A 12,418-nucleotide genomic window follows, 5' to 3' on the forward strand; every position below is an offset into this window, starting at 1 on the left:
CGGACCGCCGGTCTTGCCTGAGCGTGCACTCGCGCATGCTCAGAGCTTGTAGGCGGTGCGGAAGGCGCCCCAGTGCCGGCCGCGGACGCGGATCGGCACGTCGATTTCGCGCATCATCACGGTGGTGCCGTTGCCCATGTCGCGCGCGTAGCTTTGAACCAGATAGGCGCGCTGATTTTGCGCGGCGGCGAGGCCCGCGGGATCGTTGAAGATGCGGCGATTGCGGCAATTGGCGGTGTTGTAGGCCACGTCGCCCGGCCGCTGCGGCTGCGAGTAGATCTTGTTATGGACCGGCAGGTAGCCGTTCCGGTCGACGGTCGCGCAGAACGCCAGGCGCTTGTCCTTGGCGAGGAACGCCTCGAGCAGAGCAGGCAGCGAGCGATCCGCCCAGTCCAGCATCCTGGTGCGGTACTGCACCGGGTTGGTGCCTGCGATCTCGACATAGTCGGTGTCGAACATGTCAGCGATCGTGATCGCGCCGCTTGCCAGTCCGTCCTCGAAGAGCCTGGTCAGCGCGCGGCCTGCTTCCATCGCGCGGGTGACGAGTTCGGCATTCTCCTCGTGGATCGCCCACATCCGGTCTTCGATCTTCTCGCGCAGCTCGGCGGTCGCCGCCTCGAAGCGTGCCTGGCTGCCTGCCTTGGAGCGGTCGCCGATCCTGATCCGGCAGGCGCCTACGTCCTGCAAGGTCGCGGTCAGAGTCTCATGGGCCGGCAGCCTCTCGGCATCGGGCCCGCCGATCAGGATGCCGTCCATCGCGATCTCGTAGACCGGTGCGGTGACCATGCCGCGCGCGGTCGTGACCTCGATCGTGAGGCTGCAGGGCAGGCGCTCGTTCTTGCGTGGATCGCCGCGCTCGTCCTGGCGCAGCAGCACCGCGCAGCGCGCCTTCAGCTTCTGGGCGAAGGCGGTCACCGCCTTGCCGGCCTTGGCGACATTGTCGCCGTGCGCGGCGGCTTCGCGGGTTGCCGAGTCGATCTCGCCGGCGCTGGTGCCGACCGAGACGATGAAGCGGGAGGCGGAGGCGGCGTTCTGGCCCATCTCGCCGGTGATCTGGTTCTGCTCGGCGACCGCGCCGTTGACGTTCTCGAACACCGGTCGGATCTTTTCGATCGCCTGCGAGATGCGGTGGACGGCGTCCGCCGATCCGGTGGCGTCCTTCTGCAACGCCTCGATCTTGCGCGTGATCTCTTCGGTCGCGCTCTGGGTCTGCACCGCCAGCGCCTTGACCTCGGTTGCGACCACCGCAAAGCCCTTGCCGGCCGCGCCGGCGCGCGCCGCCTCGATGGTCGAGTTGAGCGCCAGCAGCGTAGTCTGCCGCGCGATCTGCGCGATCAGATTGACGACATTGCCGATCGCCGCCGAGGATTCGCGCAGGCGATCGACATTGGCGGTGGCCTCGCGCGCCGCCGCCGCGGCGTCGTCGGCGAGCTGGCTCGCGCTGCGCACCTGCGCGCCGATGCCTTCGGCGGAATGGGTGAACCGGTCGGCGGCTTCGGAGAAGGTCGTCGCGGTGCTCTGCGCATCGCTGCTGCGGACGGTCAAGGCGTCGGTGCGGGCGCGGATGGTCGCGAGCTTGGCTGCCGTCGCCTCGGCGCCGTCGGCCACCGAGCCCGCAGCGCGCTCGAGCTGGCGGATCATCGCGCCGAGTTCGAGTTCCAGCAGCTCCAGGATTTCCCTGGACGAATCCTTGGCCGAATCAGTCTCGGTCGAGACATCAGCCGCGGTTGGAACCTGCGGCGCGGCGGCAGGCGCGGCCGGCTCCGGCACTTGCTTTCGAAACAAACCGAACGCCATGGGGGCTCTGTGGGGCTGTTGGAAGTGGCCTTGGAAAGTTGCGGCGGGACGGGGTGATCCTCGCATCCGGGCATGAAGTCATGGTTAACAAGTGCCTCATATTCCGGCATGCGGTAGTATTCCCCCGCCGGACGGCCTCTGCCGACCTTTGATTTTGACCGCCAGGGGCCTATAAGGCCGCGTTTTCCACTCCTGTTCAGACCCTAGGCTCGAAGAGACGTCGCATGGCCGGCCATTCCCAATTCAAGAACATCATGCATCGCAAGGGCCGGCAGGATGCCCAGAAGTCGAAGCTTTTCGGCAAGCTGGCCCGCGAAATCACCGTGGCGGCCAAGCTCGGTACCCCGGACCCGGCGATGAACCCGCGGCTGCGCGCCGCCGTGGTCGCCGCCCGCGCCGAGAACATGCCCAAGGACAATATCGACCGCGCCATCAAGAAGGCGATCGGCGGTGAGGGCGAGAACTATGACGAGATCCGCTACGAGGGCTATGGCCCCGGCGGCGTCGCCGTGATCGTCGAGGCGCTGACCGACAACCGCAACCGCGCCGCCTCCGACATCCGCTCCTTCTTCACCAAGTCGGGCGGCAATCTCGGCGAAACCGGCTCGGTCGCCTTCATGTTCGATCGCACCGGCATCATCGAATACGACGCCAAGGTCGCCTCCGACGACGCCATGCTGGACGCCGCGATCGAGGCCGGCGCCGACGATGTGGTTTCCAGCGAGGCCGGCCACGAGGTCTATGCCTCGCAGGAGACTTTCCGCGAGGTCGCAAAGGCGCTGGAAGCGAAGTTCGGCGAGCCACGCAAGGCGGCGCTGACCTGGAAGCCGCAGAACACCGTCGCGGTCGACGATGAGACCGGCGAAAAGCTGTTGAAGCTGATGGACCTGCTCAACGAGCACGACGACGTGCAGAACGTGTACGCCAATTTCGAGGTGTCCGACGCGCTGCTCGCGAAGATGGGCGGGTAAGCGCCCGTTCATCGCCCGAACTCCGCTGTCATCGCCCGGTTCGATTCGGGCGATCCAGTATTCCAGAGACGGTCGTTTGATCCGCGAGGCCGCAGCGTACTGGATACCCCCGCTTTTGCCGGGGATGACAAGCAAGGATGGGATGACAAGCGACGCCGAGCACAACGACCTCGGCAGGGGACGGACCTCCGTTTGTGTTTCGTTCTCCCCGCGCAGGCGGTATCACTAGCCCATGACATCGCAGCCGATTCGCTCTCCCGTCCGCATCATCGGTATCGATCCGGGTCTCCGCCGCACCGGCTGGGGCGTGATCGAGACCGAAGGCAACCGTCTGGTCTATATCGGCTGCGGTTCGGTCGAGCCGCCGGACGATCTGCCGCTGGCGAGCCGGCTGCTCGCGATCCATGAGGGGCTGGCCGCCGTGCTCGGCGATTACCGACCGGCGGAGGCCGCGGTCGAGCAGACCTTCGTCAACAAGGACGGTGTTGCCACGCTGAAGCTCGGTCAGGCGCGTGGCGTTGCCATGCTGGCGCCCGCAATGTTCGGTATCACGGTCGCCGAATACGCGCCGAACCAGGTCAAGAAGACCGTGGTCGGCGCCGGACATGCCGAGAAGAACCAGATCCAGGTGATGCTGAAGATCCTGTTGCCGAAAGCCGAGCCGCCGTCCGCCGACGCCGCCGACGCGCTCGCGGTCGCGATCACCCACGCTCATCACCGCCAGAGCACCGCGCTGCGGCTCAGGGTGGCGAACCTATGATCGGCAAGCTCAAGGGCCTGATCGATTCCTACGGCGAGGACTATGTGATCCTCGATGTCGGCGGCGTGGGCTATCAGGTGCATTGTGCGGGCCGCACGCTGCAGGCGCTGCCACAGCCGGGCGGCGCCGCGGTGCTTTCGATCGAGACCTACGTCCGCGAGGACCAGATCAAGCTGTTCGGCTTCCGCTCAGATCTCGAGCGTGAGTGGTTTCGACTGTTGCAGACCGTGCAGGGTGTCGGCGCCAAGGTCGCGCTTGCGGTGCTCGGCACGCTGCCGCCGACCGATCTCGCCAATGCTATCGCGTTGCGCGACAAGGCGGCGGTGGCGCGCACGCCGGGGGTCGGACCCAAAGTGGCCGAGCGCATCGTCAGCGAATTGAAGGACAAGGCGCCGGGCTTTGCCGATGTCGATCCCGCGGTGGTGCAACTCTCGGGCGCGATCGACAACAACCGTGCGCCGCGCCCGGTCACCGACGCGATCTCCGCGCTGGTCAATCTCGGCTACGGCCAGCCGCAGGCCGCCGCCGCCATCGCCGCCGCCTCGCGCAGCGCCGGCGAGAAGGCCGAGACCGCGCAGCTGATCCGGCTGGGCCTGAAGGAATTGTCGAAGTGAGAGCGGAGCAGCGCGTTGCCGCAAGCGAGATCAGCTCGATCAGCCGGTCAGGGACGCGGTGGGCATTCGCCCTGCTTGTCATCTTTGGGGGCAGCCTGATTACAGGGGTATTGGCCGTCTTCGCCTTGTCCGCCTCATGGTGCCTGCTTAGCCCCGTGTCGCGATGTTTCTCGGTTCAACACGATACAATTGCAGTTGCGCTGATGGGGCTCAAAATCTGGTCATTACCTGCCATCTTGGTGGCGACGTCGGTGACGGTGATCAGTCAGATTCGTGGCGTCGTTGTCTGGTGGAATGTTCTTATTGCTGCCGCGCTATCGATGGTAATGAGCAGTGTCGCGATATCCGGATTGGCTGAGTTGGGCACAATTCCTCTGGTGCTCATAACGAGCCTGGTGCTCTTCGTGGGAGTTCAATTGTCACGATTGATCAGCAACCGGTTCAGCGGCTATCCGATATGAACACGCCCTCGCGCATCGTCACGCCGGAACGCCGCTCCGACGATGTCGGCGACACCGCGCTGCGTCCGCAATCGCTGACGGAGTTCGTCGGCCAGGCGCAGGCGCGCAAGAATCTGTCGATCTTCATCGAGGCCGCGAAGAAGCGCGGCGAGGCGCTCGATCACGTGCTGTTCGTCGGTCCCCCCGGCCTCGGCAAGACCACGCTGGCGCAGATCGTCGCGCGCGAGCTCGGTGTCGGCTTCCGCGCCACCTCCGGTCCTGTGATCGCGAAGGCTGGCGACCTCGCGGCGTTGCTCACCAATCTGGAAGAGCGCGACGTGCTGTTCATCGACGAGATCCATCGCCTGAGCCCGGCGGTCGAGGAAGTACTCTATCCCGCGATGGAGGATTTCCAGCTCGACCTGATCATCGGCGAAGGTCCCGCGGCGCGCTCGGTGAAGATCGAGCTGTCGAAATTCACCCTGGTCGGCGCGACGACGCGCGCGGGCCTGCTCACCAACCCGCTGCGCGACCGCTTCGGCATTCCGGTCCGGCTCAATTTCTACACCGTGGAAGAGCTGGAGAAGATCGTCACCCGCGGCGCCCGCGTGCTGAACATCGGCATGAGCCCCGATGGCGCCAACGAGATCGCGCGCCGCGCCCGCGGCACGCCGCGCATCGCCGGCCGCCTGCTGCGCCGCGTGCGCGACTTTGCGTCCGCGGCGGATGCCGATTCCATCGATCGCGGCATCGCGGACCGGGCGCTGAGTGCGCTCGAGGTCGACAGCGCCGGCCTCGATGCGATGGACCGGCGCTATCTCACCACCATCGCCATGAACTATGGCGGCGGTCCGGTCGGCGTCGAGACCATGGCGGCGGCGCTGTCGGAGCCGCGCGATGCGATCGAGGACATCATCGAGCCCTATCTGATCCAGTGCGGCTATCTGCAGCGCACCCCGCGCGGAAGACTGCTGACCTCGCATGCCTTTCGCCATCTCGGCCTCGCCGAGCCGAACCGCGATCCCTCGCAGTTCGGCCTGTTCGGCGGCAATGGCGACGACGACTAAGCATGATCCGGAAAAGTGCGATGCGGTTTTCCGGTGAAGATCATGCTTAAACAAAACCGCCCGCTCTCGAAGACGTGAAAAGACGTGTTGACGCAGCGCACCGCGTTGCGCGGTAACCTTGCGCGCTAACCATTGCGACGCGTCTGCAGGCCGTCTGCACAAGCGCGGCCCAATTTCGCTTCAATCCAAGGGCCTATGATCGCCTGGAGCGTTTTCAGGAAGCGCCAGGCATCACCGATCACAGGCCCATGATTTCACGTCGTCACTTTCTTCGCGGGTTCGGCGGAATGACCGCCGCCACCGCCTCGACCGGGGCCTATGGCCTGAGCGAGCCGGTCGTCAGGCTCACGCTGACGCGCTACGATCTGTCGCCGCGGCATTGGCCTTCGGACTTTCCGCTCAAGATCGCCGCGATCGCCGACATTCACGCCTGCGATCCATGGATGTCGCTCGATCGCATCGCTGAGATCGTCGAGCGGACCAACGCGCTGAATCCGGACATCATCGTGCTGCTCGGCGACTATGTCGCGGGGCTGCGCCACGTCACCCGCTTCATTCCGGCCTCCGAATGGGCCGCGGTGCTGAAGGACCTGAAGGCGCCGCTCGGCGTCCATGCCGTGCTCGGCAATCACGACTACTGGGACGACAAGACGGTGCAGCGGCAAGGGCAGGGCACACCCGTGGCGCGCTGTGCGCTGGAGCGCTTCGGCATTCCCGTCTACGAGAACGATACGGTGCGGCTCGTCAAGGACGGCCGTCCGTTCTGGCTCGCCGGTCTCGGCGATCAGCTCGCTTATCTGCCGGCGCGGCGCTATCGCGAGGTCCGGCGTATCGGGGTCGACGATCTCAACGCGACGCTCGCAAAAGTCACCGACGATGCGCCGGTGATCCTGCTCGCGCATGAGCCCGACGTCGCGCTCCGCGTGCCCTCGCGCGTCGCGCTGCAGCTGTCCGGCCACACCCATGGCGGCCAGATCCGGCTGCTCGGCTGGTCGCCCGCGGTGCCGGTGAAGCACGGCATGCGGCTCGCCTATGGCCACATCAAGCTGAAATGCGACGTCGTCGTCTCCGGCGGCCTCGGCTGCAGCATCATGCCGTTCCGCCTCGGCGTTCCACCCGAGATCGTGCAGGTCACGCTCGGCGCAAAGGGGCCGGTGGTGTCCTGATCGCGCTTGCGTGATCGGGCAATTTGCGCAAAACGATTGTCTTTCCGAGAGCGATCGAGGGGCCGCAATTGACCTTACCCCATATCGACGGCGCGATCCGCGATGGCCGACACCATATGCAGGTCCGTGTCTATTACGAAGACACCGATTTTTCCGGCATCGTTTACCACGCCAATTACCTGCGCTTCATGGAGCGCGGCCGCACCAATCATCTCCGATTGATGGGCGCCGAACAGAATGCGCTGTTCGAGGAGGCGCAGGAGGAGACTGGCGGCTTCGCCTTTGTGGTGCGCTCGATGACGCTGGACTTCCTCAAGCCCGCGCGGATGGACGACATGCTCGACGTCGTGACCTGGCCGATCGCGGTGAAGGGCGCCTCCATCATGCTCGCGCAGGAGGTCAGGCGCGGCGATGACGTGCTCGTGAAGGCGCAGGTGCGCGTTGCCTTCGTCAGTCAGGGCAGGGCGCAGCCGATTCCGAAGTCCATCCGTGCGCTGATGAAGGCCGATCTGGCCTAGCTATGGGGCGATAGGAAACGGCCTATCGACTCTTCATCCGGCGACGATAGATTTGCGCGTGACAAACCAACCGCGAGGGATCACCGATGTCACGCCCGCCGCTGCCGCCTTTCACCCGCGAGACCGCCGCGCAGAAAGCGCGTATGGCGGAAGATGCCTGGAATTCGCGCGACCCCGTTCGGGTCGCCGGCGCCTATACCGAGGACAGCCGTTGGCGCAATCGCTCCGAGGTGTTTCAGGGCCGCGACGCGATCGTGGCCTTCCTGACCCGCAAATGGGAAAAGGAGCGGGAGTATCGCCTGATCAAGGATCTCTGGGCGTTCGACGGCAACCGCATTGCGGTGCGCTTCCAGTACGAATGGCACGACGCCGGCGGCAACTGGTTTCGCTCCTACGGCAACGAGCAGTGGGAGTTCGACGAGCACGGCCTGATGCGCCGCCGTGAGGCCTCGATCAACGACATCGCGATCTCGGAGAAGGACCGCCGCTTCCACTGGCCCGCGCCGGGCCCGCGTCCGGCCGACGTGCCTGGCCTGGGGGATAGTCCGTTCTAAGGCGGGATGAGTTTTGGTTGAATCGGCCTGCCGCGCTTTCGGTTCACCTCTCCCTGCCGGGGAGAGGTCGGATTGCGAAGCAATCCGGGTGAGAGCTCCTGCTCTCTCGATAGACCGTAACCCCTCACCCGATTTGCTGCGCAAATCGACCTCTCCCAAGGGAGAGGTGAACTTTCGACGCCGTTCCAGCTCAACCTAATCTCATCGCGCTTTAGTTGTCGTCCCGGCGAAGACCGGGACGACGCATGGTAAGAGACCGCCTTATGCCGCCGCCTTGTGCCGCGCGATCTCGGCCTTGTAGAGCTCGAACTCTTCCGCGACCGCCTTCGCGACCGACGGCCTCGCGCGAAGGCGCTCGTAATAGGCCTTCAGCGCTGGCCATTTCGCAAGTTCGATCGGCGGCGTTGCCATGGTCCAGTTGATGACCGTGACGAGATAGGCGTCGGCGACGCTGAAATGATCGAGCAAATACTCGCGGCCTTTGAGGTGATCCTCGACATAGTCGAGTCGCGAGACGTATTTCTCCAGCGCGTAGGCCTTGGCATCCGGCGGCGCCTTCTTGTCGAGCAGCGGCAGGAACAGGCCCTTGTGCAGCTCGGTGCCTATGAAGCACAGCCATTGATGCAGCTTTGAGCGCTCGGCGTTCGACGCGGTGCCGAGGCCGGCCCGCGGGAACTGGTCGGCGACATATTGCAGGATCGCCGCGTTCTCGGTCAGCACCACGCCATCGTCGGTGCGCAGCGTCGGCACCAGGCCGAGCGGGTTGACCTTGTTGAAGTCGGAGCCGTCGTTGCGCACCTGCTTGGTCTTCGGATCGACCTCGAGATAGTTGGCCGGCTGGCCGGCTTCATAGAGCGCGACGCGGGTCGCCATCGAGCAGGCGAGCGGCGAGAAATAAAGGTCCATTGGTGCCTCCTTGGGGCGGTCTGGCGCGGATGTCCCGGCCGTTGTTGATTTTTGTACTGTCTTGGATAATATTGAAGGCGTCAAGGAATTAGATGCGAAATGGTACAAAAAAGTAAGAAGCCGCCATCTGCTGCCAAAATCGAGGCGCCTGTCGCACCGAAGCGGCGCGGGCGGCCGCGCGCCTATGAGCCCGAGGTCGCGCTCGGCAAGGCGCTCGATCTGTTTCGCCGCGACGGCTTCGCCGCGACCTCGCTCGATGATCTGAGTGCGGCGACCGGCATGAACCGGCCGAGCCTCTATGGCGCGTTCGGCGACAAGCGCGAGCTCTACATCAAGAGCTACCAGCGTTACCGCGACGATGCGCGCGCGGCGATGGTCGACATCTTCCGCGCCGATGCGCCACTGCGCGAGCGGCTCGAGCGCATCTACCGGATCGCGCTCGACATCTATCTCTCCGGCGAGTCCGGCCCGCGCGGCTGCTTCACGGTGATGACGGCCGCGTCCGAGGCGGTGTCGGATCCGGGCATCCGCACCATGGTGGTGGAGGGCCTGACCGAGCTCGACAAGGCGTTCGGTGTCTGCTTCCGCCATGCCAAGGAGCGCGGCGAACTGCCTGAGGGGGCCGATCCGGCATCGCTGGCGCATCTCGCCTCCGCCACCATTCACACTATCGCGATCCGTGCCCGCGCCCGCGTGCCGCGCAAGGAGCTCGAGGCGATCGTGAAGGGCGCCGTCGACGTGCTGTGCGGGGCCAAATAGCCGCGGCGAAATTTCTTCGGCATGAAATGTCGGGCGCTGTCTTTCGCATCCGTCTTCCGTAAGGTCCCTCAACTCACGGAAGCGGAATATCATGGGAAAAGTCAGGACTTCAGCATTCTCGGTCTCGATCGACGGATTTGGCGCCGCGCCGCGTCAGAGCCTCGAAAATCCATTCGGCGAAGGCGGCATGGTGCTGCCTGCCTGGTTCCTCGGGACGCGGACGTTTCGCCACACATTCGGCCAGGATGGCGGCAGCACCGCTCTCGATGACGAGATCGCGCGCAAATCGATGGAGAATATCGGCGCCTGGATTTTGGGCCGTAACATGTTCGGCCCGATCCGCGGGCCGTGGCCGGATGACGCCTGGAAAGGCTGGTGGGGCGACAATCCGCCGTATCACACGCCGGTGTTCGTGCTGACCCATCACGCGCGGCCCGACATCGAGATGGAAGGCGGCACGACGTTTCACTTCGTGACATCAGGTATTGCCGAAGCGCTCGAGCGCGCGCGCGATGTTGCGCAGGGCAAGGACATCAGGGTCGGCGGCGGCGTTTCGCTGGTGCGCCAGTTCCTGCAAAAGCGTTTGCTCGACGAGCTGCAATTGGCGCTCTCTCCAGTGCTGCTCGGCTCCGGCGAGAATCTGTTCGCCGGCCTCGATCTGCCTGCGCTCGGGTATGGCGTCGTCGCGCATGTCGCGAGCCCGAACGCCACGCACGTCACCTTGGCGCGTAAATCGTAGTTCGCTCACGCCCACGTCAGCGGCCAAATAGGCCGTTGACGCGAGCGCCGTTTGGTCGTACTTAACCCAAAGGTTATTTAACCGATGAGCTAAGTATATGCCGCTCGACCCCCTCAGTTCGACCTTCGCGGCGCTGGCCGATCCGACCCGGCGCGCGATCCTGGCGCGGCTCGCGCTCGGTGAGACCTCGGTGATGGAGCTGGCAAAGCCGTTCGACATGAGCCTGCCGGCGATCTCCAAACACCTGAAGGTGCTGGAGCATGCCGGGTTGATCTCGCGCGGGCGCGAGGCGCAGTGGCGGCCGTGCCGCATCGCGCCCGCCTCGTTCAAGCAGGTCGACGGCTGGCTCGGGAATTTCCGCCGCTTCTGGGACGAGAGCTTCAACCGCCTCGACGGCCTGCTCGAGGAGATGAAGGCGGAGGAGGCCGCGAAGGCCCCGCCGCGCAGCAACCGTAAAGTCAGAGTAAAGGAGAAGCAACGTGGACGCACGCGTGGATAAGACGCTGAGGATCACCACCCCATCGGATTTCGAGTTCGCCATGACGCGCCAGTTCGACGCGCCGCGGCGCTTCGTGTTCGACGCCATGACGAAGCCGGAATATCTGGTGCGCTGGCTCGGCTGCGAGCAGCTCTCGATGCCGGTGTGCGAGGTCGACCTGCGCGTCGGCGGCGCCTATCGGTTCGTGTTCCGCTCGTCCGAGGGCGTCGAGCACGTTCTCACCGGGACCTATCGCGAGGTGGTGCGTCCGGAGCGGCTGGCGTTCGGCGAAACCTTTGCCATGCCGGGCTTCACCAGCGACGAATATCTGGTGATCTCGACCTTCGTCGAGGAAGCCGGCACCACCACCCTGACCACCACCATCCGCCATCCCACCAAGGAGGCGCGTGACGGCCATCTCAACTCCGGTATCGATAAGGGCGTCGCGCCCGCCTACGATCGGCTCGCGGACGTCGTGGCCGAGATGGGCTGAGCCAAGGCTCTGGGCGGTTCCTTTGAGGGACAGGCCCATCAATCTGGTCGTCCCGGCGAAGGCCGGGACCCATACCCCGCGACCTCTCTTTGGGACACGCGGGGAGACATTCTGCTCAACAAGAGTGTGTCGTGGTCATGGGTCCCGGGTCGCGCTTCGCTTGCCCGGGACGGCACTGCCCTAATACCCCCGCGTGCGATCGACGAGATTCTCCAGCGCGCCGCCGACCTCGAAGCGCGCGATCTGCTGCGCGACGTATTTCGAAATCTCGTCGGCGTCGGTATCGGCGGCGTTGTGCGGCGTCAGCACCACCTTCGGATGGCTCCAGAACGGGCTCGCCTCAGGCAGCGGCTCGGTCTCGTAGACGTCGAGCGAGGCGGCGCCCAGCGTGCCGTCGTCGAGCGCACGCAGGATGTCTTCCTCGTTCTGCAAGCCGCCACGGCCGGCATTGATGATGACGGGTGCGCCGAGCGGGCTGCTACGGTTCAGTTTCGCAAACACGTCGCGGTTCAGCACGTGCCGCGTGTCGGGCGTCAGCGGCAGCAGGCAGACCAGGATGTTGGTCTCTCGCAGGAACGCGTCCAGCCCCTCAGTGCCGTGGTTGCAGGCGATGCCGTCGATCCGCTTCTCGCTGCGGCTCCAGCCGACGACGCGGAAGCCGAGCGCGCGCAGCGCGTGCGCCGAGGCCGCGCCGAGCGTCCCGAGCCCCATGATGCCGACCGTGATCGCGCCCGCCGCCCACTGATATTTCGGCGCCCAGCGCCTCAATCGTTGCGACTCCCGTAGATAGAGCTCCTGGCGGTGATGCATCAGCACATGCAGCACGACATATTCGGTCATGCGATCGGTGAGGTCGCCGACCGCGACCCGCACCAGCGGCACGTCGGGCAGCGAGCGGTCGGCCATCAGTGCGTCGACCCCGGCGCCGAGGTTGAAGATGACGCGCAGGTTCTTGAAGGCCGCGAGCTCGCCCGGCTTCGGCTTCCACACCGCGGCATAGTGCACCTCGGCGGGATCGAGCGCGCCATCCGGCAGCAGCAGTACACGGCGGTCCGGGCAGACCGTGTCGAACCGCGCTTTCCAGCGCGCCGACGACCAGTTCTCCGAGCCGCCATTGATCAGCAGCGCCAGTGCGCCCTTACCCATCCCGATACCT

Annotated in this window: 15 protein-coding genes; 12 read left to right on the top strand and 3 right to left on the bottom strand. The window is 65.3% G+C overall.

The genetic code is table 11. The features are described 5' to 3' along the window. Positions 1–39: 39 nt before the first annotated feature. Positions 40–1,797: a methyl-accepting chemotaxis protein gene (locus HAP47_RS07640; RefSeq protein ID WP_173638777.1), complete on the bottom strand. Its 1,758-nt coding sequence runs from the start codon at positions 1,795–1,797 to the stop codon at positions 40–42. Positions 1,798–2,021: 224 nt separating this feature from the next. Between HAP47_RS07640 and HAP47_RS07645 the strand changes: the two genes are divergently transcribed. From HAP47_RS07645 to HAP47_RS07680, 8 genes are all read left to right on the top strand, one after another. Then, on the top strand, positions 2,022–2,768 hold the full coding sequence (locus HAP47_RS07645; protein ID WP_173638776.1) for a YebC/PmpR family DNA-binding transcriptional regulator: 747 nt from the start codon (positions 2,022–2,024) through the stop codon (positions 2,766–2,768). 232 nt (positions 2,769–3,000) lie between these two features. Continuing rightward, positions 3,001–3,528, top strand: coding sequence for a crossover junction endodeoxyribonuclease RuvC (gene ruvC / locus HAP47_RS07650; RefSeq protein WP_173638775.1), 528 nt, complete (start codon positions 3,001–3,003; stop codon positions 3,526–3,528). Then, entirely contained in the window at positions 3,525–4,142 is a 618-nt protein-coding gene (ruvA, locus tag HAP47_RS07655) for a Holliday junction branch migration protein RuvA (protein WP_173638774.1), read from the top strand. Before ruvC ends, ruvA begins: the two co-directional genes overlap by 4 nt. Next, positions 4,139–4,603: a hypothetical protein gene (locus HAP47_RS07660; protein ID WP_173638773.1), complete on the top strand. Its 465-nt coding sequence runs from the start codon at positions 4,139–4,141 to the stop codon at positions 4,601–4,603. Before ruvA ends, HAP47_RS07660 begins: the two co-directional genes overlap by 4 nt. Then, a complete protein-coding gene (gene ruvB / locus HAP47_RS07665; protein WP_173638772.1) occupies positions 4,600–5,649 on the top strand; it encodes a Holliday junction branch migration DNA helicase RuvB in 1,050 nt (349 codons plus the stop codon). The genes HAP47_RS07660 and ruvB overlap by 4 nt, the downstream gene beginning before the upstream one ends. 248 nt (positions 5,650–5,897) lie before the next feature. Beyond that, positions 5,898–6,815 (top strand): metallophosphoesterase, encoded by a 918-nt coding sequence (locus tag HAP47_RS07670; RefSeq protein ID WP_173638771.1) that lies wholly within the window; start codon positions 5,898–5,900, stop codon positions 6,813–6,815. A 68-nt stretch (positions 6,816–6,883) separates the two neighbouring features. Continuing rightward, positions 6,884–7,333, top strand: a complete 450-nt coding sequence (gene ybgC, locus HAP47_RS07675; protein ID WP_021076499.1) for a tol-pal system-associated acyl-CoA thioesterase — start codon at positions 6,884–6,886, stop codon at positions 7,331–7,333. A gap of 86 nt (positions 7,334–7,419) precedes the next feature. Further along, positions 7,420–7,887 (top strand): nuclear transport factor 2 family protein, encoded by a 468-nt coding sequence (locus HAP47_RS07680; protein ID WP_173638770.1) that lies wholly within the window; start codon positions 7,420–7,422, stop codon positions 7,885–7,887. Between the two features lie 261 nt (positions 7,888–8,148). Here HAP47_RS07680 and HAP47_RS07685 read toward each other — a convergent pair whose 3' ends face one another. Further along, positions 8,149–8,793 (bottom strand): glutathione binding-like protein, encoded by a 645-nt coding sequence (locus HAP47_RS07685; protein ID WP_173638769.1) that lies wholly within the window; start codon positions 8,791–8,793, stop codon positions 8,149–8,151. Between the two features lie 99 nt (positions 8,794–8,892). On the opposite strand from HAP47_RS07685, the gene HAP47_RS07690 reads away from it, so the two are divergent. From HAP47_RS07690 to HAP47_RS07705, 4 genes are all read left to right on the top strand, one after another. Continuing rightward, on the top strand, positions 8,893–9,552 hold the full coding sequence (locus HAP47_RS07690; protein ID WP_173638768.1) for a TetR/AcrR family transcriptional regulator: 660 nt from the start codon (positions 8,893–8,895) through the stop codon (positions 9,550–9,552). Positions 9,553–9,643: 91 nt separating this feature from the next. Beyond that, the gene (locus HAP47_RS07695) at positions 9,644–10,291 is read left to right on the top strand and encodes a dihydrofolate reductase family protein (protein ID WP_173638767.1); all 648 of its coding nucleotides are present in this window, start codon (positions 9,644–9,646) and stop codon (positions 10,289–10,291) included. A gap of 97 nt (positions 10,292–10,388) precedes the next feature. Next, the gene (locus tag HAP47_RS07700; protein WP_173638766.1) at positions 10,389–10,790 is read left to right on the top strand and encodes an ArsR/SmtB family transcription factor; all 402 of its coding nucleotides are present in this window, start codon (positions 10,389–10,391) and stop codon (positions 10,788–10,790) included. Then, entirely contained in the window at positions 10,783–11,262 is a 480-nt protein-coding gene (locus HAP47_RS07705) for an SRPBCC domain-containing protein (protein ID WP_173638765.1), read from the top strand. The genes HAP47_RS07700 and HAP47_RS07705 overlap by 8 nt, the downstream gene beginning before the upstream one ends. 180 nt (positions 11,263–11,442) lie before the next feature. On the opposite strand, the gene HAP47_RS07710 is transcribed toward HAP47_RS07705, so the two are convergent. Continuing rightward, positions 11,443–12,408: a 2-hydroxyacid dehydrogenase gene (locus HAP47_RS07710; protein ID WP_173638764.1), complete on the bottom strand. Its 966-nt coding sequence runs from the start codon at positions 12,406–12,408 to the stop codon at positions 11,443–11,445. Between the last annotated feature and the right edge of the window lie 10 nt (positions 12,409–12,418).

The organism is Bradyrhizobium sp. 41S5, from assembly GCF_011516665.3.
GTDB lineage: Bacteria > Pseudomonadota > Alphaproteobacteria > Rhizobiales > Xanthobacteraceae > Bradyrhizobium > Bradyrhizobium quebecense.